Annotated in this window: 19 protein-coding genes; 6 read left to right on the top strand and 13 right to left on the bottom strand. The window is 38.3% G+C overall.

All coding sequences use genetic code 11. From position 1 onward, the window contains the following. Nucleotides 1–68 precede the first annotated feature (68 nt). The 5 genes from HW278_RS11325 to HW278_RS11305 all read right to left on the bottom strand — a co-directional run bounded on the left by HW278_RS11325 (nucleotide 69) and on the right by HW278_RS11305 (nucleotide 6591). Nucleotides 69–416, bottom strand: coding sequence for a DUF2853 family protein (locus tag HW278_RS11325; RefSeq protein WP_009419954.1), 348 nt, complete (start codon nucleotides 414–416; stop codon nucleotides 69–71). Nucleotides 417–455: 39 nt separating this feature from the next. Then, nucleotides 456–2129 (bottom strand): 2-succinyl-5-enolpyruvyl-6-hydroxy-3-cyclohexene-1-carboxylic-acid synthase, encoded by a 1674-nt coding sequence (gene menD / locus HW278_RS11320; RefSeq protein WP_178977880.1) that lies wholly within the window; start codon nucleotides 2127–2129, stop codon nucleotides 456–458. Next, nucleotides 2130–4235, bottom strand: a complete 2106-nt coding sequence (ppk1, locus tag HW278_RS11315; RefSeq protein ID WP_178977879.1) for a polyphosphate kinase 1 — start codon at nucleotides 4233–4235, stop codon at nucleotides 2130–2132. Between the two features lies 1 nt (nucleotide 4236). Beyond that, entirely contained in the window at nucleotides 4237–5511 is a 1275-nt protein-coding gene (locus HW278_RS11310; protein ID WP_178977878.1) for an ABC transporter permease, read from the bottom strand. Between the two features lie 150 nt (nucleotides 5512–5661). Next, nucleotides 5662–6591, bottom strand: a complete 930-nt coding sequence (locus HW278_RS11305; protein WP_002672307.1) for an ABC transporter ATP-binding protein — start codon at nucleotides 6589–6591, stop codon at nucleotides 5662–5664. A gap of 627 nt (nucleotides 6592–7218) precedes the next feature. Here HW278_RS11305 and lgt point away from each other — a divergent pair. From lgt to idi, 3 genes are all read left to right on the top strand, one after another. After that, a complete protein-coding gene (gene lgt, locus HW278_RS11300; RefSeq protein ID WP_002672317.1) occupies nucleotides 7219–8178 on the top strand; it encodes a prolipoprotein diacylglyceryl transferase in 960 nt (319 codons plus the stop codon). Nucleotides 8179–8239: 61 nt separating this feature from the next. Further along, on the top strand, nucleotides 8240–8755 hold the full coding sequence (locus HW278_RS11295; RefSeq protein WP_009419960.1) for a DUF192 domain-containing protein: 516 nt from the start codon (nucleotides 8240–8242) through the stop codon (nucleotides 8753–8755). Nucleotides 8756–8773: 18 nt separating this feature from the next. Then, nucleotides 8774–9292 (top strand): isopentenyl-diphosphate Delta-isomerase, encoded by a 519-nt coding sequence (idi, locus tag HW278_RS11290; protein ID WP_009419961.1) that lies wholly within the window; start codon nucleotides 8774–8776, stop codon nucleotides 9290–9292. A gap of 57 nt (nucleotides 9293–9349) precedes the next feature. Here idi and speB read toward each other — a convergent pair whose 3' ends face one another. The 7 genes from speB to pncA all read right to left on the bottom strand — a co-directional run bounded on the left by speB (nucleotide 9350) and on the right by pncA (nucleotide 15864). After that, the gene (gene speB / locus HW278_RS11285) at nucleotides 9350–10255 is read right to left on the bottom strand and encodes an agmatinase (RefSeq protein WP_178977877.1); all 906 of its coding nucleotides are present in this window, start codon (nucleotides 10253–10255) and stop codon (nucleotides 9350–9352) included. A 101-nt stretch (nucleotides 10256–10356) separates the two neighbouring features. Further along, a complete protein-coding gene (locus HW278_RS11280) occupies nucleotides 10357–10731 on the bottom strand; it encodes a DUF4293 domain-containing protein (RefSeq protein ID WP_002672326.1) in 375 nt (124 codons plus the stop codon). Between the two features lie 56 nt (nucleotides 10732–10787). Further along, a complete protein-coding gene (locus tag HW278_RS11275; RefSeq protein ID WP_009411114.1) occupies nucleotides 10788–11693 on the bottom strand; it encodes a YitT family protein in 906 nt (301 codons plus the stop codon). A gap of 104 nt (nucleotides 11694–11797) precedes the next feature. Continuing rightward, nucleotides 11798–12988 carry a pyridoxal phosphate-dependent aminotransferase gene (locus HW278_RS11270; RefSeq protein WP_111972429.1) on the bottom strand — a complete coding sequence of 397 codons (1191 nt, stop codon included), beginning with the start codon at nucleotides 12986–12988 and terminating at the stop codon, nucleotides 11798–11800. Between the two features lie 15 nt (nucleotides 12989–13003). After that, nucleotides 13004–13828, bottom strand: coding sequence for an endonuclease/exonuclease/phosphatase family protein (locus tag HW278_RS11265; RefSeq protein WP_111972430.1), 825 nt, complete (start codon nucleotides 13826–13828; stop codon nucleotides 13004–13006). 18 nt (nucleotides 13829–13846) lie between these two features. Further along, complete coding sequence (locus tag HW278_RS11260; protein WP_178977876.1) at nucleotides 13847–15301, bottom strand: M14 family zinc carboxypeptidase; 1455 nt, start codon at nucleotides 15299–15301, stop codon at nucleotides 13847–13849. A gap of 23 nt (nucleotides 15302–15324) precedes the next feature. Then, the gene (pncA, locus tag HW278_RS11255) at nucleotides 15325–15864 is read right to left on the bottom strand and encodes a bifunctional nicotinamidase/pyrazinamidase (RefSeq protein ID WP_016479475.1); all 540 of its coding nucleotides are present in this window, start codon (nucleotides 15862–15864) and stop codon (nucleotides 15325–15327) included. A 473-nt stretch (nucleotides 15865–16337) separates the two neighbouring features. On the opposite strand from pncA, the gene HW278_RS11250 reads away from it, so the two are divergent. From HW278_RS11250 to HW278_RS11240, 3 genes are all read left to right on the top strand, one after another. Continuing rightward, on the top strand, nucleotides 16338–16979 hold the full coding sequence (locus tag HW278_RS11250) for an O-methyltransferase (protein WP_178977875.1): 642 nt from the start codon (nucleotides 16338–16340) through the stop codon (nucleotides 16977–16979). Between the two features lie 88 nt (nucleotides 16980–17067). Next, nucleotides 17068–19290, top strand: coding sequence for a patatin-like phospholipase family protein (locus HW278_RS11245; RefSeq protein ID WP_053580689.1), 2223 nt, complete (start codon nucleotides 17068–17070; stop codon nucleotides 19288–19290). An 88-nt stretch (nucleotides 19291–19378) separates the two neighbouring features. Then, nucleotides 19379–20833, top strand: coding sequence for an aminoacyl-histidine dipeptidase (locus HW278_RS11240; protein ID WP_178977874.1), 1455 nt, complete (start codon nucleotides 19379–19381; stop codon nucleotides 20831–20833). Nucleotides 20834–20924: 91 nt separating this feature from the next. On the opposite strand, the gene fumC is transcribed toward HW278_RS11240, so the two are convergent. Next, nucleotides 20925–22322 (bottom strand): class II fumarate hydratase, encoded by a 1398-nt coding sequence (gene fumC, locus HW278_RS11235; protein ID WP_015783032.1) that lies wholly within the window; start codon nucleotides 22320–22322, stop codon nucleotides 20925–20927. Nucleotides 22323–22532 lie beyond the last annotated feature (210 nt).

Here is a 22532-nt window from a genome sequence, read left to right as displayed (position 1 = left end):
GAAATATCTACATAAAAAATAAGAGGCTATCTGAATTGGATAGCCTCTTGTTCTTTTTAAAAAATCTTTTATTTGTTGTAAACACTTTCTTTTTTGAAGTGTTTAGCCAACAAATAATAAACAACTGCACGGTGCTTATTTCTGTTTGATTTACCGTATTTTTCTAACACAGCTTCAATAGCTTTGTCTAACTCAGGACCGTCTTTCAAACCTAATTTTTTGATTAGGAAGTTTTGTTTTACACGGTCTAACTCTGCTTGGTCAGAGCCTGATACTTTAGAAGCATCGGCGTTGTAGATAGAAGGACCTAAGCCCACAGTTACTTTTGTTAAGAACGCTACATCTGGGTTCTTTTCACCACATTTTTCTTTCAAATCTTGGGTGTACACAGCAATTAATTCATCACGTTTGCTCATAATTTTTTATATTTAAAATTATTAATGCGGTAAAGGTAGTCATTTTTTCAATACCTCAAAATATTTTAACAAAACTTTATCATTTATTTTTCTTGGTGTATGAATTTCTAACAGCTTAGGTTTCTCTGACACTTCGAAGAAATTACTTAAATCTTTCTGTAAATCAGATAGATTAGTTGCTAACTGATAGCTAATGCCATACATTTTACAAAAATGTTCTGCTGTAAGCCTATGAGGTGTCTCAAAGAAGTATTCAAAGTTAGGGTCAGCTTTATCACCGGGTAGTATTCTGAAAATGCCTCCACCTTGATTATTGAGGAGAATCACTCTAAAGTCTTGTGGAATATATTTGTTCCAAAAAGCATTGCTATCGTAAAAGAAACTCAAATCACCTGTAATGAACACTGTGGGCGATGCGCTTCCTACAGCAGCCCCAATAGCAGTGCTCATACTACCGTCGATACCGCTAGTACCTCGGTTGCAAAACACCTTCCAAGAAGGGTGTGCTTTTATCAGTTGGGCATACCTAATTGCAGAACTATTGCTTATCTGTATAATATAATCATTAGGAATATTACTGAATACCTCACTGTACACTTTAAAATCGGAGAAAGGCGCTTGGCTGATATACTCTAAATGTATTTGCTGTATCTCGTTTTTCACCTCTAACCACTGCTGTTGATAAGTAGAAGAAACATTAACCAAATTAGGAATTACTTCCCTCAAAAAAGTATTGATATCCGCTTTAAAATGAGCTGTTAAACAGAAATACGAATCATAACCTTTGTGCAAATCTACATTATAGTGATAAGTAGGTTTATAACTACGTAAGAACTGTTTTATCTTTTTGGAAACTACCAAGCCTCCAAAAGTAAGTAATAAATCAGGTCGTAAGGCTTCTTTTAGAGCTGGGTCTCTTTCAGTATAAGTGAGCAATTTATCGATATAAGGAATAAAATCGGAGTGGTGCAAGTTAGATGTAGTTTCTGTCAGTACCAATACCGAAGGGTCTTTAGCAAGCCACTCTACATATTGTGTTTCTACACTATTAGGAGCCAATACTCCTACTAATACCATTTTTTTAGCTGAATCGTTCCAATGTTTCACGAAATCAGAAGCTCTTCTCTCATTAATAATAGGTTTCTGTGGTTTTGCAGCTATATTCTTAAAAAGATAGTGCTCTTCCGTAGTAAGGTATAAGGGTTCTTCAAAAGGTACATTGATGTGCACCGGCAATTGCTCCTCTATAGCTGTATTCAGTGCCCTGTTTAGCTCGTAAAAATTACTCTTATCGCTATGTGCTTCATCGGATAGATTGGCATTATAGGCACTGTGGTTTGCCAGTACATTCACCTGACGTATGGTTTGCCCGTCACCTATGTCTATTTTACTCGACGGACGGTCGGCTGAGATGACCACCAATGGTATATTGCTGTAAAAAGCCTCTGAAAAAGCGGGATAGTAATTCAGCAAGGCAGAGCCCGATGTACATACCACTGCCACAGGTTGGTGTAATTGCTGAGCAATGCCCAAGGCAAAAAAAGCAGCACAACGCTCATCTACGATGCTGTAACAACTAAAATAAGGGTCGTTGGCAAAGCCAATAGTCAGAGGGGCATTACGCGACCCTGGTGAAATAACAATGTGCTTTACTTGTTTGGCTTTGCAAGCTTCTATTACGTATTGTGCTAATTTTATTTGAGGTCTTTTCATCTATTTGGTGCGCTTATTTTTATGCTGATAATACTCGTATAAGGCTACCTGTGAGCGCAAAGCTGGGGTAGTATGAGGGCGGTAGGTATTGTCTTGTGCCTCGTTAATTATACGTGCCTTTACATTGTCTGCCCAACTTATTTCGAAGGTGTCTATCAACTCTTGCTGTATTGCTTTGTCGTAAATAGGGCAACCTACTTCCACTCTGAATGAAATATTGCGCGTCATCCAGTCGGCTGAAGAGATGTAGAATTTAGGGTTGCCTCCGTTGGCAAAGATAAACAAACGTGGATGTTCCAAGAACTTATCAACTATACTTATTACCTCTATATTCTCACTCATTCCTTCGATTCCTGGCACCAAACAGCAAATACCACGTACAATCATTTGTATTTTTACTCCTGCACGGCTGGCTTCGTATAGCTTGTCTATCATCTTGTAGCTAGTAATGTTATTCATCTTCAGCTTGATATACGCCTCTTTGCCTGCCTTAGCATTCTTGATTTCTTCGTCTATCAGGTGTTTGAGTTGCTTTTTGGTATAGTGTGGAGACACTATCAGATGCTTGAATTTTTGCACATTGTAATTGGTATCAAAGAAGTTAAAAATTTTGTTCACCTCTTTAAGTATCTCCTGATTGGCAGTAAACAGCGTATAATCAGTATAGATTTTAGCAGTAGTTTCATTGAAGTTACCAGTGCTGATAAATCCATAACGTTTTAGTTCTTTTCCTTCTTTACGTTCAATCACACATATTTTGCTGTGTACTTTCAGTCCGCGTACGCCGAAGATGACTTTTACACCTTCTGCTTTTAGCTGTTCAGCATATCGTATATTCGATTCTTCATCAAAACGAGCTTGCAATTCTATCTGTACGGTTACTTGTTTGCCATTTTTCACTGCATTGATAAGTGAATTTACTACTTGTGAGTTCTTTGCCAAACGATAAATGGTTATTTTCACCGATTTTACCTTAGGGTCAAGGGCAGCTTCCCTCAAAAACCATATAATGTTAGAAAAAGTATGGTAAGGCGTGTATTGCAAATAGTCTTTTTCAGCAATTTTCTTTAGCAAACTCTCTTCTGAGGTGAGTCCTTGTACAGGTAGTGGCTGTATAGAGGCATATGTCAAATCCTTGCGCCCTAAGCTGGGGAAGTTCATAAAGTCGCGACGGTTATGGTAGCGCCCTCCTGGGATTACGCTGTCGGTTTTCATAATACCCATTTTCTCTAATAAAAATTGCAAGGTGTCCTTGTCTATCATCTTGTCGTACACAAAGCGCACCGGCTCGCCTTTGCGTCTGTCTTCTATACTGGTCGAGAGTTTCTCGATAAAGCTCTTGCTCAAATCATCGTCTATGTCCAACTCGGCATCACGGGTGATTTTAATCATATTTGCCGTAAGCGATTCGTAATTGAAAATATTAAATATCTTGTGCAAGCAAAAGCGTATCACATCATCAAGCATAATAATATAATGCTTATCCCCTATTTGAGGCAACTCTATAAAACGGTCGAGGGTAACAGGCAACTCAATAAGGGCGTACTGTATTTTTTCTTTATAAACACGTGATGAAAAGAACTTTTGTACTCCTGAGGCTTTTTCGTCTTCTTCTTTTAGGGTCATTTTTACTGCCAAATACGCCACATCGTCTTTCAGTTGTGGGAACTTCTCTAAATCGTTAAGAATAATAGTAAAAAGGGCGGGGCGTACTTTGTCGTAGAAATAGCTATTTACAAAGGCTTCGTGCTCGGGTAATAACGTTTTTTCATCTACCATAAATATCTGCTCTTTCTCCAATTCCTTGGTAATAGTAGCGATAATTTTCAAGCTCTCTTCTTGTAGCTGTATTACCTCTTTGGTAATTTCTTCCAAGAGCTCTTTGGCGTGTACCCCCAGTTCTTTATCTGAGGTTTCGTTCATCGCCACACGCTTTACAGTAGCGTAACGCACTTTAAAGAACTCATCTAAGTTGTTCGAGAAGATACCCGCAAAACGCAAACGCTCCAATAGGGGCACTCGCTCATCGGCTGCCTCTTGAAGTACGCGTGCATTGAATTTTAGCCAACTCAATTCGCGGTTGATATATTGATTTTTTATCTTCATTTTACTTCATTTTGAGCCATTTCCATACCTCTCTATAGCTAGCTTTTTTGCCGTACATCAAGATACCAATGCGGTATATCTTAGATGCTAATTTAATGACCGCAAAGAAAGTGAGATACAAAATAACGAGGGAAATCAGTACTTCCCACCACGCTACCCCAAACGGTATGCGCATCAACATTACTACGGGCGAAGTGAGAGGTATGTATGAAAATACTACCGAAATCGTACCGTGAGGCTCTTCAATTACTGAGAACATACCTACATAAAAGGCTAATATTAGCGGTAATAATATAGGCATTAGGAACTGTTGTGTGTCAGTTTCGTTGTCTACCATTGCGCCAATCATCGCATAAAGCGAACTGTATAGCAAATAACCTCCTATGAAAAACAATAGGAACACCACAAAGGTTTCAGCAAAAGGAAAATGGTACAAAGCAGCCACTATATTGTTGATTTCCGACACGTTACCCGCTCCTTGTACCGCTTGGGCAGAGGTATTTACTTCAAAGAAGGAGGGTGCTAATGCCAACAGTACACCTCCTATAACTATCCATATCGCAAACTGGGTAAGACCTGCTAATGAAGTACCCAATATCTTGCCTAACATTAGTTCAAAAGGCTTAACTGATGAGATAATGATTTCCACAATGCGATTAGTTTTTTCCTCTATCACACTGCGCATTATCATATTACCATAGATGATGATAAACATAAAAATAAGATACCCCGCTATGCCTCCAATGGTTATTTTCATTACGTTATCCAACTCCGAGGTCTTCTCTCCCGTAAAATTCTCCATTTGTATGCTTATATGCGTTTTAGCGGCATCTATCTCCTTTTTGTCAATTCCTTTTTTAGTAAGGTTATGCTGAAAAAGTGTCCGCTCCATAGCATTAGTAAGCTCACTGGTAAGCGATAACGAAGGCGACTCTTCACTATAAAAAGCAATATTTTGGTCGCCATTATCAGGGATATACAACAATCCGTATTTGCTTTTTGCCAACACTTCGGCTTTGGCATCTTTGAGTGAAACATTGCTGAGATATTCGTACTGAATAGTCTCGGTATTCTCAAAAGTGTTGGTATAGAGTCCACTCTCGTCTACAATCACAATATCCTTAGCCTTGCTCTTATTGTTTACGTTGGTCAAAAAACCAATCACAAGCGCAAAGATAACCACTATCAGCGGACTTACGAACGTCATTATTACAAACGACCTATTACGTATTTTATTCAAGTACTCTCTTCGAGTAATAATTCCTAAGTATTTCATCTTAATTTGTCAATTTATGCTATCTAAAAGTCTCTTTTGCGTCGCTACAGCTCCTCCTCTTGGGGGTTAAAAATCTATATTCAATAAAGAACCTTCCCTCTCTTTATTCACTTACTCCGTTATAGCGGAAAACCTTTCAGACATCTTATACTATTCTTTCAATTTATTAATGGTCGATATAAAAATCTCATCTACTGAGGGGATAGACTCTACAAAGTGCGTTACTTCGGCACGTGTAGTGAGGTATTGCAACAAATCGTTAGCCGTTTGTCCCTCTTTCTTCTGGATATGTAATTTTAACTCGTCATATAGCGTTTTAAAATTTGTCTCACTCACTTCAAATTGGCTTTTAAGTTCAGCTAAGAGGGCTGTTTTCTGCTCTTCAGCAACTTTTAAACCTACTTCATACAAGTTGTTTTTATAAGCCCTCTTAATGTCGATGAGCTTACCATCTAATATCTTACGCGATTTATTGATTAGCGCAATATGGTCGCACAACTCTTCAACCGATTCCATTCGGTGAGTAGAGAAGATAATCGTTGCTCCTTGCTCCCGTAAGTATAGAATTTCGTCCTTGATAATATTCGCATTAATGGGGTCGAAACCGCTAAAAGGCTCGTCGAATATCAGCAGTTTAGGGTTGTGAAGTACAGTTACCAAAAATTGAATTTTCTGTGCCATACCTTTGGAGAGCTCTTGTACTTTTTTGTGCCACCAATCGCCAATATCAAGGCGGTTGAACCAAAATTTAAGTCGCTCCTTAGCTTCTTCCTTGCTCAATCCTTTCAGTTGTGCTAAATACAAAGCCTGCTCACCTACCTTCATCGTTTTGTACAAACCACGTTCTTCGGGTAAATAGCCTATTTGTGCCGTATGCTTAGGTTGTAACAGTTCTCCGTCGAAGAATACTTTACCCGCATCGGGCAATACAATTTGGTTGATAATACGTATCAGTGAGGTTTTTCCCGCCCCATTAGGTCCCAGCAGACCAAAGATACTCCCCTTAGGGATATGTAACGACACATCGTCTAAAGCCGTATAGTCGCCGTATTGTTTACTAATATTTTCTATTCTAAGCATTTATTTAATGGTTACTGATAAATGATTAACAGTTAATTCTAAAGTGCAAAGATATAGCAATTCAAACTCAAAAGCAAATATTTGTCATTGGTTTGTATTCAGTAACTTTGCTAATGGTTGTTTTTTACTACAAAGTTTTTTTGCGTTTTCCTCGCAATATACCCCATTTTAACACTTTTTTCTCAATAATAAGAAGAGCATTTTTTATGAGTTGATATACAGCATACTAAGGGCTTATCTTCGCCTTAGCTTCGGTTTAGGTTCGCCTTACCTTCGCTCTTCCTTCGGTTGAGATGGCTCAAAAGTAAAAGATAAAAATTAAACCAATATATTGTTTATCAATATTTTGTATTTTTGAGGTTCAAAATAAGACCTTTTGGTATAAATTTAAAAAATCTGCGGTATTTAATATTCTTTAACAGAAAAATCTCAGTACATTTTAGTTCATTACCCCAAGCCCCAATCTGTCCTATTCTATTCACTTAATCATCATTATTAGTATTATTGGCATTTCTAGTATTAACTTCGGTATTATTGATATTATTGGTATTAACTCGGTATTAATTTTATAAATAACTTGCCGTTTTAAATAAAAATCGTACTTTTGCATCTCAAAAATAAATACTAATGATTGCTTTAAATTTTATATGGAATTCTAATGAGATTCTTGCCTCTTTAAACCTACCTTTTATAGGTACTTTTTCACTTCGCTATTACAGCTTGATGTTTATCGTGGCTTTTAGCTTGGGGTGGTTTCTCACTAAAAAAATATACCTCAACGAAGGCAAAACAGTACAACAGCTGGACACCTTGTTCGTTTATACCGCTATAGCTACCTTAGTAGGCGCACGTTTAGGCGATTGCTTATTTTACAATTGGGATTATTTCAAAGACCACTTGCTCGAAATCTTTTTACCTATTAAAGAGAAACCCGGTGGCGGTTGGGAGCTTACAGGCTTTTCAGGTTTAGCAAGTCACGGAGCTGCCGTAGGTATTATTATCGCAATGATACTGTATGTGCGTAAGTATAAAGATATTAGCCTATCGTGGATATTAGACCGTGTGGTGATTCCTATCACTATCGGAGGTATGTTTGTGCGCTTTGGTAACTTTTTCAATTCCGAAATCAACGGCAAAATAGTAAGCAATACTTATCCGTTAGGGGTAAAGTTTGTACAAGGCGGAGCTATCTCTCCCCGTCGAGCAATGGCTATTACTGAACAAACCGACCCTCAAACTGCTTATAAACTCATTGCTCACGACCCTCGTTATGCTGATATTTTAGCTTCTATCCCTTACCAACACCCTGCACAATTATACGAAGCTTTTGGCTATTTTTGCTTGTTTTGGGTATTGTGGTACGTGTATTGGAAAACTGACAAAAAAGACCAACCTTACTTCATCTTTGGACTATTTTTAGTCCTCTTGTGGAGTATTCGTTTTGCAGTGGAATTTGTAAAAGAAAGTCAAGGAGGTTTCGAAAGCTCTCTCGGCTTGCTCTCTACTGGTCAGTGGCTCAGTATTCCATTTATCTTAGCAGGTTTCTACTTGTTATTCAGAAATCGCATCGAAACACGTAAGTATTAATATTAATTTTGTGAACATTTTAGAACTTAATTAGAGTTAAAATTTAAATTTTATAATTAGAATGCAATTTTTTAGAAAACACTTTGTAACTGTAGCATTAGTATTGGTAGCCTTAGCAGCTATTGCCCTTATTTTACCTCGTTTCTTCTCTAATGAGAGTAATAGAGTACAAGAAATAGAAATCACTCCTCAGGATATTGATTTTACTCGGGACGGTGAAGTCTCTATCTTTAAGAACGACTCTCTTATCCAAACTATTGAAGTTGAATTTGCTAAAAATGATGAGGAGCGTGCCTTAGGACTAATGTACCGCTCTTCAATGGACGAACATCAAGGAATGTGGTTTATTTTTCCAGAAGAAGCTCCCCGTTCTTTCTATATGAGAAATACTGAAATACCTTTGGATATCATCTATTTAGATAAAGATAAAAAGGTGGTAAGTATAGCTAAAAATGCTCGCCCTTACGACGAAACCTCTTTACCCTCAGAGAAACCTGCTATGTATGTATTAGAAATCAATGGAGGATTGTCCGATAAATGGGGAATTGAAAAAGGCGATAGAATGGAAGTAAAATAAGTACTCCTATTTGCAAATATGGAAGAACAAGTAATATTAGTGAACGAACACGATACTCCCATAGGCTTAATGGGGAAGCTTGAAGCACACCAAAAAGCCTTATTACATAGGGCTTTCTCGGTATTTATACTCAACGATAAAGGGGAGATTATGCTACAACAAAGAGCTGCGAGTAAATATCATTCGCCTAACTTGTGGACGAATACTTGTTGCAGTCACCCACGTCAGGGCGAGACAACTATTGAAGCAGGCAAGCGTCGCTTACAAGAAGAAATGGGTTTTGTTACTGAACTTACCGATATATTGAGTTTTATCTACAAAGCCCCTTTTGATAACGGGCTTACAGAGCACGAACTCGACCATATTCTCATAGGATACTATAACGCCTCCCCTACTATCAACCCTGAAGAAGTAGCCGATTGGCGTTGGGAACTTCCAGAAAAGATAAAGGAAGATATTGCTAAGCACCCGCATCGGTATACTGAATGGTTTAAGATTATTTTCGATAAATTCTTACATCAAGTACTAAAAGGATAAACAAAATAGGCTATTTGATTTTTCAAATAGCCTATTTTGTTATTTATAATCATTAATTTATCCCTTCTTCGCAAAAAACTCTTCTATACTTTTATTCTCTTTTTTCTTACTTCTATATTTAAAATAATAAGCTAACATCTTGTAATAAAGTTTAGCTGCCAAGAAAGCCGTAGGCTTAGCCTGCGGACTATCCATTAGTTCTACAATGTCAAACGCTACCACATTACATTTTTTAAACACTTTACGTAAGAGTTTAAGAGTAGGGTACCATTGCAATCCTCCTGGTTCAGGAGTGCCTGTTGAAGGTGCAATAGCAGGATCAAAAGCGTCTAAATCTATCGTGATATATACATTCCCCGATACCTTGTCGAGTACATCTTCAACCCACTCTTTGTTTTTAGCTATTTCGTGAGCGAAAAATACACGTCCTTTTGGTAAATACTGCTTCTCTTCTACATCCATCGAGCGAATACCTACTTGTACCAATTTGTGTTTTTGGTTGGCTTCGAATACGGCACAAGCGTGATTAGAGGTCGAACCGTGATATTCAGGGCGCAAATCAGTATGGGCATCAAGTTGCAATACTGTGAGTTTTTCATACTTTTCACCTACGGCACGTATAGAACCAATAGACACTGAGTGTTCTCCACCAAAAAGAGTAAAGAGCTTATCTTCGTGCTTCAATAGTTCTTGGGTTTTTTCATAAACCGCTTGCGTCATTGCCTCAGGCGAACTGTTTTCGCTTACTTCACCTGCTAAAAACACTCCGTTGAGATAAGGCTCGGTATCTGTTTCAATATCGTATAGCTCCATATTTTCTGAGGCATCTAAAAACAATTCAGGTCCTTTATCGGCTCCTTTACCCCAAGTAGACGTACCATCATAAGGTACCGTTACCAGTATTACTTTCGAGTTTTCCAGCGTTGCATTTTCTGTTGGAATACCTGCATATGTTCTTTTCATTATCTGATTTATTTAATAAATAGGGCACAAAGATAATAAAAAAATCCTAAGTTTAAACACTTAGGATTTTTTTAACGCACAACACTACTAAGATTATAGGTCTATCGCAATCGGTCTGCTGATTTTACGAGCTTCTCGTCCCGTCTGATAGCCTTGTTGGCTAAAAACAAAAAAACGATAGAAAGCACGGGTACGAAAACCCCAACACCTTTCTCCGAAAGCAAGCCTTCTCCAGATGAGTTTAGCATTCGATATACAAATATTCCTAGTAAAGTAAAATTTATAAGGACGTTCAGCCAGTTAAGCCACTGCTGAACACTTCTTTTCTTATATTTAAATATGGTGTATAGAGCCAATATTGCTGTTATCCCTAATAAGATACTCCTAAGCCAATCTATACTGAAAAGCATCGGGACGGCTACGGTAGCTACAATCACTACCAACAGCATATAAATAGTTTGTATTCTCTGAATCATTCTTTTTTGTTTTGAACGTGCAAATATAGTACTTTTTCTAAAACCTGAAAAATATTTTACTTTAATTTATCAAAACCATTACCATAAACCCCCATTACGTTAGTCTTCGTTACAAAGGCAGCAGGATCTATTGTTCGCACCAAACGGAAGATAGAAGTAGCCTCTGTGCGGCGAGCTATTACAATCACTATTTTTTGTGAGGATTTAGAATACCAACCTATCCCATCGATAATAGTACAACCGCGTTTGAGTTCACTATTGATGTGATTCGCAATCTCATCATAGTGTTTAGAGAAGATAAACAACTGCACCGACTGTCTTGCTCCATTGATAACAATTTCTACCATCTGCCACATCAGTGGTAAGAGGATAAGTCCGTAAATAGTCTTTTCGAGTGAATTGTCTTGGCGTTCCAAAATGAAGAAAGACGATAGCACAATACACACGTCCACCACCAAAAGAATACGCGCTATACTAATGCTGTAATACTTGGTAATAACAAAGCCTATTATATCAGTGCCTCCTGTACTTCCGTTAGCTGAATAAACCAATCCTAAACCCGTACCGCATAGCAATCCTCCCATAATTACATTTAAGAAGTCGTCTCTCAAAGGAGGGTGTTCTATAAAGTAAGGCATTAAATACTCTTTCCCAGCCCAAATCAATCCCGATAGAATAGTTATAGAGATGAGTGTTCGGTAGGTGAATTGCTTACTCATTGCTTTAAAGCCTATCACCAAGAGTATAAAGTTGATAATCCAATAGGTAATAGCCAAGTCGGCTCCTAACTTATAATTTAGGATAAGACAGATACCTGCCAAACCTCCTGTTACTATCCCATTAGGCATTATAAAGCCTGTAATTCCTATCGCATATGATATAAGCCCTAAGATGATAATAAGATAATCCTTTATGTAAAAAGACTTTAAGTATTTAATAGTCTTGCTATCTGCTATTGCCATAACACTACTTTAATTTTACAATGATTCTTTAGTCATTTATTTTTTAGGCGCAAAAGTACTATTTTTAATTGAATGTGCAAACCAAAACTGAAAAAGTGTTTTAATTATTGCAAACTCTCTTTTATACGTCTTATAGCTTCTCGTAGGTCTTTCTCGGAAGCGGCATACGAAAAGCGAATACAATTAGCATCACCAAAAGCTTCACCTGTAACAGTAGCTACCATTGCTTCTTCTAACAGATACAAAGAGAAGTCGGTTGCGTTGTGGATATTGCGACCTCTTAGGGTTTTGCCAAAGAAAGACGATACGTCGGGGAACACATAAAAGGCACCTTCGGGGACGTTGAGTTTGAATCCGTCAATCTCACTTAGGAGTTGTAATACTAAATCTCTGCGCCTTTTAAACTCGTCTACCATATATTGTATTTTGCTCTTAGGTGCTTTCAGGGCAGCGATAGAAGCGCGTTGAGCTATGGCATTAGCACCGCTGGTTATTTGTCCTTGTACTTTGGTACAGGCTTTAGCAATCCATTCAGGGGCACCCATATAACCTATACGCCAGCCGGTCATCGCAAAGGCTTTGGACATTCCATTTACGGTGATGGTACGTTCATAAAGTCCGTCGATTTCGGCTACACTAGTTACTCTCTCATTGGTGAAGTTGATATACTCATAAATCTCATCAGAGAGAATAAAGATGTTAGGGTGTTTTCTAAGCACTACGGCTAGAGCTTCTAATTCTTCTTTGCTGTATATAGAACCACTGGGGTTACAAGGGGTATTAAACCATACCATTTTAGTTTTAGGAGTAATAGCTGCTTCCAACTGAGCTGGAGTTATTTTGAAGTCGCTCTCAATGGTTGTATGAACCTCTATGGGAACGCCTCCTGCCATTTTAGCTATTTCCTTATAACTCACCCAATAAGGAGCAGGAAATATCACCTCGTCACCGGGATTGAGCATCGCCAAGGCTACATTTGCCAAGCATTGTTTAGCTCCCGTAGATACTACTATTTGTGACGGCTTGTAATGAAGGTTATTGTCGCGTCTGAACTTTTCGCAAATCGCCTCTCTCAATTCCAAATAACCATCGATAGGAGTATATTTGCTGTAGTTCTGTTGTACTGCCTCGATAGCTGCTTCTTTTATAAAATCAGGGATATCGAAATCGGGTTCGCCTAAGCTAAGACCAATGATGTCCTTGCCTTCGGCTTTTAGTTCACGCGTTTTGGCTGCCATTCCTAAGGTAGCCGATACTTCCATAGCGTTGATACGGTCAGATAAATACTGTTTCATACTGTTTTAAAAAGTTTATTTTAGTTGTAATTCTACCCATACAGGTAAGTGGTCGGAAGGATAGAGACCATCGATGCGGGTTTCTATAATTTTATATTGTTTTACTTTTATAGACTTCTGAACAAAGATAAAATCTATATGTCCTTTTAAAGGTTCATCGGTTTTAAAAGCATTAAAAGTACCCATATTAGGTGTTTTATTAGTGGGTGATAACTGGGTATCGTACAACTGAGATGCTATTTTTTGTACGGCAGGGTGCTCAGTAGGAAGATTGAAATCACCCATTAAGATGACTTTCCCGCTCTTGGCAATCTCTTTAATTTTCTGTAAAACCAAATCGGCACTTTGTACCTGAGCTACTTTGCCTTCGTGGTCGAAATGGAGATTGAACACCCAAAATATCGTCTTTTTATCTTTGAGTTTTACCCAAGAGCAGATGCGGTTACAGCAAGTAGCGTCCCATCCTAAGGAAGGCACCTCAGGAGTTTGAGAAAGCCAAAAGTTCCCTTTGTCGAGCAAGGTAAAACGACCTTTTTTGAAGAAGATAGCCGAATGTTCACCCGCTTCCTTACCGTCGTCACGCCCTACACCTTCACGCTGATAAGTAGGGAAACGTTCTTCCAAAAATTTAAGTTGGTGTGGTAAGGCTTCTTGTACTCCAAAGATATCGGGGTTTGCCTCTGTAAGCACTGTAAATACCTTTTCTTTCCTATTACCATCAGTCCAAGCGTTTACACCGTCTTGAGGAACTTCGCAACGAATGTTATAGGTCATTACAGTTAGGTCTTGCGCTATAGAAAAAGTAGGCAAGACACATAAAATAAATAATAATGGTTTCATAATAATGTTACTTTTAAATCATTCTTTTCGGTAAATGGGATAAATAGGTTTGTCTTCTTCTTTCCCTAAAACACTATCAAAAAAGTTCCAATTAAAGAAAGAATCAGGTGCTTGAGGTTCTAAGGTTTCTAACAGATAATGTTTAGCGGGTTGCGCTACCTCAATAAGATAATCGCCTTTGTAAAGTTGTACTTTTTCTTTCTGAGAACTCACTTGTGTTTGGTGATGCAAATAATGCCCCTCAAACGGATAGGTGTAAGTTTTAAAACTCTCAATGCGATAAGATGTTACATTCATCAGCGTATCTTTCTCTATTTCTGTTATTGCTACACCGTTAGCTTTTAGACGGTCAATTACTCTTTGCCATACTTTAGGAACGATATAACTTTGAGGAATACTAACACTGTGCACGGGTTTAAAATGATTGTAAAGAGGTTTTTCATCTACTTTTGTATATTGAGTAGAATCTATTTCCCATTCCAACGAATATTCTTTTTGTGCATTATCAGCCTCTGTTTGTTTGATTTTTACTTGCTTGATATACTGATTGTCAGCATCGGCTATTTCTACAAGGGTTTTCATCATCTCATAGTTAGCTTCTACGCGTTGTTTGTAGGGTTTCTGCTCATTAGTATTAATGCGGATACTCATACAGTCCCACAAGCTGACATAACCAGTGGCATATCGAGGAATATCGGGGTGTGAGGATAAGGTTAATTGCTTAAAAGGGGTTCTCAAACTATCGCTTTGGAAAGGGAGTTGTCTTTTTTCTAACTGCTGAGAGAGACGTGGCAATAAAGCATCACGTACATAACCTCCTGTAAAAACGCCTAACTTCTCAATTTGTGAGGTAGAATAGCTTAACACATAAGAAGTATTAGCTACATCAGTTACGTGGTTATCAATAAAGATATCTGGCTGTACTTCTTGTAAGATTTTAGCAAACGACAAGGTATTCTCTACATCAGCTTTTACAAAATCGCAGTTTAAATCGTAGTTTGCTTCACTGTTTTTCCTACCTGTGAGCATTCCGCCTATATTATACACTGGGATAGTTACTACTATTACATTTTTGGAAAGCTTAATTTCATTCTGCGCCAAATTACGAAAGAGCAACATAGTAGCGTCCACTCCATCAGGTTCGTTGCCGTGAATAGCATTATTGATAAAAACAATGGTTCTATCTTTGTGATACTTGGAGAGATTAAACTCGGCATCGGGACTGTAGATTACCAAGTGCAACGGCTGACCATTATCGGTTTGCCCCATTGTTTTAAAGGAAATAGATGCAAATTCTTTCGATAAATCTTTGTAGTAGTCTATTACTTCCTGATATGATGAGCTCTTGGTACCATCAGTTTGCTCAAAGGGTGTTTGGTAGTTTTCTCTTGGAGAGAAGAAAGGTGTATCACAACCCGCAAAAGCCACAGCTAATATTATATACGCAATATATTTCACTTCTATTTTTAACATATTATTCTTTTAATATTTATTTTTTAGCAATTGATTGACCTTATACCTTTGTCGAACAAACTTACCTTATAGCCTAAGGCTTTGGCATCATTGGCACTATAAGCTACACAAAAATCACCTGCTAAGCCACAAAATACGAGTTCTGTAATGCCTTTGTCTTGCAAAAAGCCGTGTAATCCTGTGTTGTTCTGTTTATTATTATCAAAAAAAGCACTGTAGCTATCCACTTCGGGGTTCATTCCTTTGCGAAAGATGGCTGCAATGGGACGAATATCTAAATCTTTATGCAGTTCAGCTCCGAAAGTACCTTGCACACAGTGGTCTGGCCACAGTATTTGGTCGATACCTCCGAGCTGTATTACTTCAAAAGGCTTTTTACCAGCGTGCTGACTTGCAAAACTTTTATGAGTAGCAGGGTGCCAATCTTGCGTTGCAACAATAAGGTCATACCCTTGTGTCATTTCGGCATTGATAAAGGGAATTATTTGGTCGCCTTGGGGTACAGGTAATGTACCGGTAGGCATAAAATCGTTTTGAACATCTACAATTACAAGTGCTTTCATAGTAACTCTTTTCTAAACTAATGATTAATGATTAATGGTTAATGATTAATGATTAATGGTTAATGGTGAGTTAGGAGGGATTATATGAAATCTTATGTGATAAACGGTGTGAGCCATACTAGCAAATAAGCAATGAACGAACAAAATATCCTCTCCCCACCCCTCTTCCAAAAAGAGGGAGTGTAGTAACGGAAAAATAAGACAAACAATGAACGAACAAAAGACGAACAAAAGGCGAACGATGAACGAACAAAAGACGAACAATGAACGAACAAATGACGGTGCGAGCCGCACGGGCAAATGAACAATGAACGAAGAAAAGGTATAGTAAAGTTATTGTTATATTGGAAATAAAAAGTACTTTACCTCGCTTCTTCTACATTTCTACCAATCTTCTCTACCTTTGGCTTTTGTGGCAAAGGTACAGCTTTTTTGAATATTATTGCTATCTTTGCCAAAAAAATATTTTACTAATGCACTTTTTATCAGAAGATTTAGAAAATTACGCTTGCGAACATACTGACAACGAACCTCCTTTACTGCAAGAACTCAGTAGGCGCACTCACCTTACTGTATTGCAACCGAGAATGATTAGTGGTCATTTACAAGGGCGTTTCCTGAGTTTGCTCTCTAAATTGATACAGCCTAAAACTATTTTGGAAATAGGCACTTACACGGGCTACGCAACCCTCTGTTTGGCAGAAGGTTTGGCAATTGATGGTGTTTTGCATACTATCGACATCAAAGAGGAACTCACTGACCTGCAAAGAGAGTTTTTTGACCGAAGTGGCTATGGGGCGCAAATTATGCAACACTTAGGCAAGGCAACCGATATTATCCCTACTCTCAGCACTACTTTCGACCTTGTTTTCATAGATGCTGACAAACAGAATTACGCTCATTATTTTGATTTGGTGATAGAGAAAATGAACTCAGGAGGTGTTATCCTCTCTGACAATGTGTTGTGGAGTGGTAAAGTAGTGCAAGAAGTAAAGCCTTCGGATAAACATACCCAAGCCTTAATGGCTTACAACCAAAAACTAAAAGAAGATCCTCGTATAGAGACAGTGCTACTCCCCATACGGGACGGTATTACCATATCGAGAGTAAAATAGAGTGATTAAAAAATTAATCCTCATTTTTATATTGTTATTTGTTAATTATTTTATACCTTTGTACCTGTTTTAAAAAGCAATTCATTGGATGAGAATATTCTTAGCAACCATATTTCTGATACTTAGTAGTCCTCTTCTGCGTGCGCAAGATACTACCCACAAAAAGGATTTAAAAGTGGGATTGGTACTCAGCGGTGGAGGTGCGAAAGGGTTAGCACATATAGGGGTACTAAAAGTGTTGGAAGAAGCAGGAGTGCGCATCGATTACATCGGGGGTACGAGTATGGGGGCTATGGTAGGAGCTTTGTATGCGGCGGGTTATTCAGCTAATGAGTTGGACTCTATCTTCCGTCAGTTAGACTTTGATAAACTCTTGCAAGACAAGACTTCACGTCGTGCTAAATCATTACACGAGCGCTATATATACGACCGTTATGCAGTAGCATTACCTTTCAATAACTTCAAAGTAGGGTTGCCTCGTGCGGTATCAAAAGGACAAAACATCTACAATGAGTTTGTGAAACTACTCTATCCGGTGAATGAAATCTATGATTTTTCGCAGTTACCCATTCCTTTCTTGTGTGTAGCAACGGATATAGAAACAGGTAAAGGCGTAGTACTTGAAAACGGTTTCTTGCCTCAAGCAATACAAGCAAGCGGTTCGTTTCCTTCGCTATTTGATTTGGTAGAAATAGATGGTAAATGGCTTACCGATGGCGGTATTGCCGATAATTATCCGGTAGACGAAGTTAAGAAAAAAGGAATGGATATTATCATAGGGGTAGATGTACAGAGTCCGCTAGCAAAACGAGAGGAGATTAACTCTTTTTTGAGTATTTTTTCGCAGATTACTACCTTCCCAATGATAGATAATATGCCAAAAAAAATAAAAGAGACCGATGTATACATCAAACCTAATATAGAGGGATTCAACGTTATTTCGTTTGATAAAGGAGAGACAATCATCAACAATGGCAAAATAGCAGCGGAACATTTTCTACCAAGATTGCGTGAGATTGCAGCTCAACAAAAACATACAGAGGAAAGAGAACGAATACAAAAGATAGATTCCTTTTACTTAAAAGACGTCCATTTTCATAACAACGAGCACTTTTCACGTAGTTATTTGCGCGGTAAACTACACTTGAAATATCTAAACCGTAAGATTTCGTTCGAGCAACTGAACGACGGAATCGACAACTTGATGGCTACTAACAATTTCCATTCTATCAATCACCAGATTAGGCACACATTTGAAGGGGAACATATAGACTTTTATTTAAGAGAGAATCCGCAACGCACCTTTTTAAAATTTGGAATACATTATGACAATCTGCTAAAAACAGGGTTCTTGATGAACTATACTCGGAACTATTTCTTACAAAGCAGTGATTTTCTTTCACTCGACCTTATTGTAGGAGATAACATACGCTATCAGTTTGATTATTTTGTGGATAAGGGATTTTACATCAGTTATGGATTGCGGTCTAAGTTTGTGCAATTCGACCGAAAGCTGAACACAAAACGCTTGTCTAACTACCGAATAGAGCAGTCGGAACTCAACCGAATGGACGTAGAGGCTTACGACTGGGTAAATCAGCTGTATTTGCAAACACTTTCGGGTAATGGTTTTGTATTTGGCTTAGGAGTAGAGCACCGTAAAATACAGTTTGATACTGAGCAAGTGTATTCAATAAGTTCAGCGACTTCGTATTCGGAAAAGAGTCATATAGGCAGTTTGTATTCTTATCTTAAATACGACAGCTTTAACAATAGCTTTTTCCCCAGTAGAGGGGTGTACTTCAATACACAGTTCAATTTTTATGCACTTGCCTCTAACTACTCAGATTTTAACAAATTTACAACGGGTAAAACAGAGTTATCATTTGCTTTTCCTATCTTGCCAAGATTGAGCGCACGAGTAGGATTAGAAGGCGGTGTTACGATAGGAGGCTCTAATGTATACTCATTAGACTTCTTTTTAGGAGGGTATAACAAGAATGTATTTACGAACTATTCACCTTTTTACGGCTATGATTTTTTGAGCATTGGTGCTAAAAACTACTTAAAATCAGAATTGGTAATAGATATCCAACCCTTTAAGAAACAACACTTGCTATTATTAGCGAATATTGCTAAAGCAGACAACAATCTTTTTGAGAGTTTCGAGTGGAAGAAATACCCAGACTATTCGGGGTATGGGATAGGATATAGCATTGAGAGCTTTTTAGGTCCTATAGAACTGAAGTGCACTTACTCACCTGAAATACGACAAGCGATATGGCTGTTTAATATAGGATACTGGTTCTGATTAGGTAAAAGATAAAAGGTAAAAGGTAAAAGCGGTAGCGACTAAATACTAACAACTGATAACTAAAAACTAATAATTAATAAATATAATGAAAATAACAGAGTTAGAACCAAAACAGTTATGGGCGAACTTTGCGAGCTTGAATGCTGTGCCTCGTCCATCAAAAAAAGAAGAGAAAGTCATTGCTTTTATGGTGGCTTTCGGCAAAAGTTTAGGGCTTGATACCTACCAAGACGAAACGGGCAATGTGATTATTAAAAAGCCTGCTACGGCAGGAATGGAAAACCGCAAAACAGTAGTGTTACAATCACACCTCGATATGGTACACCAAAAGAACAATGATACGGTATTCGACTTTAGTACGGAAGGTATTAAAATGCTAGTAGATGGCGACTGGGTACGTGCTGATGGTACAACTTTGGGAGCCGATAATGGTATTGGGGTTGCAAGTATTATGACTATCTTACAAAGTAAGGATATCCCTCACCCTGCTCTTGAAGCTCTCTTTACTATTGACGAAGAAACAGGAATGACAGGAGCCAAAGGGCTCAAAGGCGGATTGCTCTCTGGTGATTTTCTTCTCAACTTAGATACTGAGGAAGACGACGAAATTGATATAGGATGTGCCGGTGGTGTAGATGTATCGGCGTTTAGAGAGTACGATGTGGTAGATACGCCTGATAATTCAGTAGGCTATACACTTACCATAAAAGGATTGCACGGCGGACATAGTGGTACAGATATCCATAAGGGCTATGCTAATGCAAACAAACTGATGAACCGTATATTATTCACTTGTACTGAGAAATTTGGTTTGCACATTGCAAGTGTAGATGGAGGCGGTTTGCGCAATGCTATTCCGAGAGAAAGCGTAGCGGTGGTAACTATTAATAAAAACGACGAAGTGGCTTTTAAAAAAGAAGTAGCTACGCTTACCCAAGCACTCCAACACGAGTATTCAGTAACTGAACCGACTCTTACAGTATTACTTGAACCTACTGCGGTACCTGAGAAAGTAATGGAAGAAGAAGAACAAGAAGATGTATTACGCGCTCTTTACGCAGCTTTCAATGGGGTGTACAAAATGAGTCAGACGATTGCTGACCTTGTAGAAACCAGTAATAACGTAGCAAGAGTACAAATTAAAGACGGCGAAATAAACGTGTATTGCCTCACTCGTTCGGCTTCAGAAACTTCTAAATATGATTTGGCTGATACGATTCGCAGTAGTTTTGAGTTAGCTGGATTTGAAGTAGAATACACCGGTAGTTACCCAGGTTGGGAGCCCAAAGTAGATGCTGAAATCTTGAAGATTGTAAAAGCACAATACAAAACGCTCTTCGGTGAAACACCTAATGTAGTAGCTTGCCACGCAGGCTTAGAATGTGGCATTTTAGGGACCCATTACCCCGAAATGGAAATGGTGAGCTTTGGTCCTACTATCAAAGGGGCACACTCGCCTGCTGAAAAGGTAAATATAGCTTCTGTACAGAAGTTTTGGAAGTTCTTACTAGCGATATTGCAACATATTCCTAACAAATAAGAACAAATATACAGTTACTTACATAAAAAAGGGAAAGCTATCAATTAGATAGCTTTCCCTTTTTTTTAATATTATAAACTTTTTATATTACTTATTTAAGGCTTCCGACCATATCTTCAGGGCGTACCCATTTGTCGAAGTCTTCCGGAGTTACATAACCTAAACGCACAGCTTCTTCTTTAAGAGTAGTGCCATTGCGGTGAGCCGTTTGGGCTATTTCGGCTGCTTTATAATAGCCAATCTTAGTGTTAAGAGCTGTAACAAGCATTAACGAGTTATCTACTAATTCCTTAATACGTTTGTAATTAGGTTCAATACCACTTGCACAGTGTTCTTCAAATGACACGCAAACATCTCCTATCAACTCAGCTGATTTAAGGAAGTTAGATGCCATCAATGGTTTAAATACATTTAATTCATAATGACCTTGTGTACCTCCTATTGAAATGGCTACATCATTACCCATTACTTGAGCTGCCACCATTGTCATAGCTTCACATTGAGTAGGATTTACTTTACCGGGCATAATAGAGCTACCAGGTTCGTTAGCAGGAATGATGATTTCGCCTATACCTGAGCGAGGTCCTGAAGCCATCATACGAATATCGTTTGCAATCTTATTGAGCGATACGGCTAATTGTTTAAGAGCTCCGTGGCTTTCGACAATTGCATCGTGAGAAGCTAAAGCTTCAAACTTATTAGGAGCGGTTACAAAAGGTAGACCGGTGAATTTAGCAATGTATTCAGCTACTTTCACGTCGTAACCTTTAGGGGTATTGAGCCCTGTACCTACGGCTGTACCTCCTAAGGCTAATTCTGAAAGGTGAGCTAATGTGTTTTTAAGAGCACGCAAACCGTGGTCGAGTTGAGATACGTAGCCAGAAAGTTCTTGTCCCAAAGTAAGTGGTGTAGCGTCCATAAGGTGCGTACGACCTATTTTTACTACATTTTTAAAGGCTTCGGATTTAGCAGCGAGAGTATCGCGTAGTTTCTGAACACCAGGAATAGTTTTCTCAACTACCATTTTATAGCAAGCGATGTGCATACCGGTAGGAAAAGTATCATTAGACGATTGTGATTTGTTTACATCGTCATTGGCTTTTAGTACGGGGTCGCCTTCACCTATTTTTTTACCAGCCAACACTTGAGCACGATTGGCAATCACTTCGTTCACGTTCATATTAGATTGTGTACCTGAACCGGTTTGCCAAATTACTAATGGGAATTGGTCGTTGAGTTTGCCTTCGAGAATTTCATCGCAAACTTGAGCGATAGCATCGCGTTTTTCGGCTGAAAGCACTCCTAAATCGAAGTTTGCATAAGCGGCAGCTTTTTTAAGATAAGCAAAACCACGGATAATTTCAATCGGCATAGAAGCGGGTGCACCGATTTTAAAGTTGTTGCGTGAACGCTCTGTTTGTGCTCCCCAATATTTATCGGCTGGCACTTTCACTTCACCCAAAGTGTCTTTTTCAATTCTATAACTCATTTTGTTTGTATTAGTTAAAATAATCTTCTTTTAAAAACGCTACAAAGGTACGTTGTATTTTCTAAATATTAAAATTTTTCTGAGATTTTTTGATACCGGCCAATTCCTTTATCAAGTGCATTTTTTTTATTAGCTTTTGATAGAATAAACCTTTTAGTTTTTCAAAATCTAATACTTTTGTTGCTCTATACAAGTTCCCATCGCTACATT

The sequence above is a fragment of the Capnocytophaga sp. oral taxon 902 genome, from assembly GCF_013394735.1.
Taxonomy (GTDB): Bacteria; Bacteroidota; Bacteroidia; order Flavobacteriales; family Flavobacteriaceae; genus Capnocytophaga; species Capnocytophaga ochracea.
Note: the sequence above shows the minus strand (reverse complement) of the source record. Positions and strands in the feature narration are given on the sequence as shown.

Bases quoted from the DNA above. Each gene is read 5' to 3' on its own strand.
- HW278_RS11325 (WP_009419954.1), bottom strand. From the start codon at position 416: ATGAGCAAACGTGATGAATTAATTGCTGTGTACACCCAAGATTTGAAA.
- menD (WP_178977880.1), bottom strand. From the start codon at position 2,129: ATGAAAAGACCTCAAATAAAATTAGCACAATACGTAATAGAAGCTTGC.
- ppk1 (WP_178977879.1), bottom strand. From the start codon at position 4,235: ATGAAGATAAAAAATCAATATATCAACCGCGAATTGAGTTGGCTAAAA.
- HW278_RS11310 (WP_178977878.1), bottom strand. From the start codon at position 5,511: ATGAAATACTTAGGAATTATTACTCGAAGAGAGTACTTGAATAAAATA.
- HW278_RS11305 (WP_002672307.1), bottom strand. From the start codon at position 6,591: ATGCTTAGAATAGAAAATATTAGTAAACAATACGGCGACTATACGGCT.
- lgt (WP_002672317.1), top strand. From the start codon at position 7,219: ATGATTGCTTTAAATTTTATATGGAATTCTAATGAGATTCTTGCCTCT.
- HW278_RS11295 (WP_009419960.1), top strand. From the start codon at position 8,240: ATGCAATTTTTTAGAAAACACTTTGTAACTGTAGCATTAGTATTGGTA.
- idi (WP_009419961.1), top strand. From the start codon at position 8,774: ATGGAAGAACAAGTAATATTAGTGAACGAACACGATACTCCCATAGGC.
- speB (WP_178977877.1), bottom strand. From the start codon at position 10,255: ATGAAAAGAACATATGCAGGTATTCCAACAGAAAATGCAACGCTGGAA.
- HW278_RS11280 (WP_002672326.1), bottom strand. From the start codon at position 10,731: ATGATTCAGAGAATACAAACTATTTATATGCTGTTGGTAGTGATTGTA.
- HW278_RS11275 (WP_009411114.1), bottom strand. From the start codon at position 11,693: ATGGCAATAGCAGATAGCAAGACTATTAAATACTTAAAGTCTTTTTAC.
- HW278_RS11270 (WP_111972429.1), bottom strand. From the start codon at position 12,988: ATGAAACAGTATTTATCTGACCGTATCAACGCTATGGAAGTATCGGCT.
- HW278_RS11265 (WP_111972430.1), bottom strand. From the start codon at position 13,828: ATGAAACCATTATTATTTATTTTATGTGTCTTGCCTACTTTTTCTATA.
- HW278_RS11260 (WP_178977876.1), bottom strand. From the start codon at position 15,301: ATGTTAAAAATAGAAGTGAAATATATTGCGTATATAATATTAGCTGTG.
- pncA (WP_016479475.1), bottom strand. From the start codon at position 15,864: ATGAAAGCACTTGTAATTGTAGATGTTCAAAACGATTTTATGCCTACC.
- HW278_RS11250 (WP_178977875.1), top strand. From the start codon at position 16,338: ATGCACTTTTTATCAGAAGATTTAGAAAATTACGCTTGCGAACATACT.
- HW278_RS11245 (WP_053580689.1), top strand. From the start codon at position 17,068: ATGAGAATATTCTTAGCAACCATATTTCTGATACTTAGTAGTCCTCTT.
- HW278_RS11240 (WP_178977874.1), top strand. From the start codon at position 19,379: ATGAAAATAACAGAGTTAGAACCAAAACAGTTATGGGCGAACTTTGCG.
- fumC (WP_015783032.1), bottom strand. From the start codon at position 22,322: ATGAGTTATAGAATTGAAAAAGACACTTTGGGTGAAGTGAAAGTGCCA.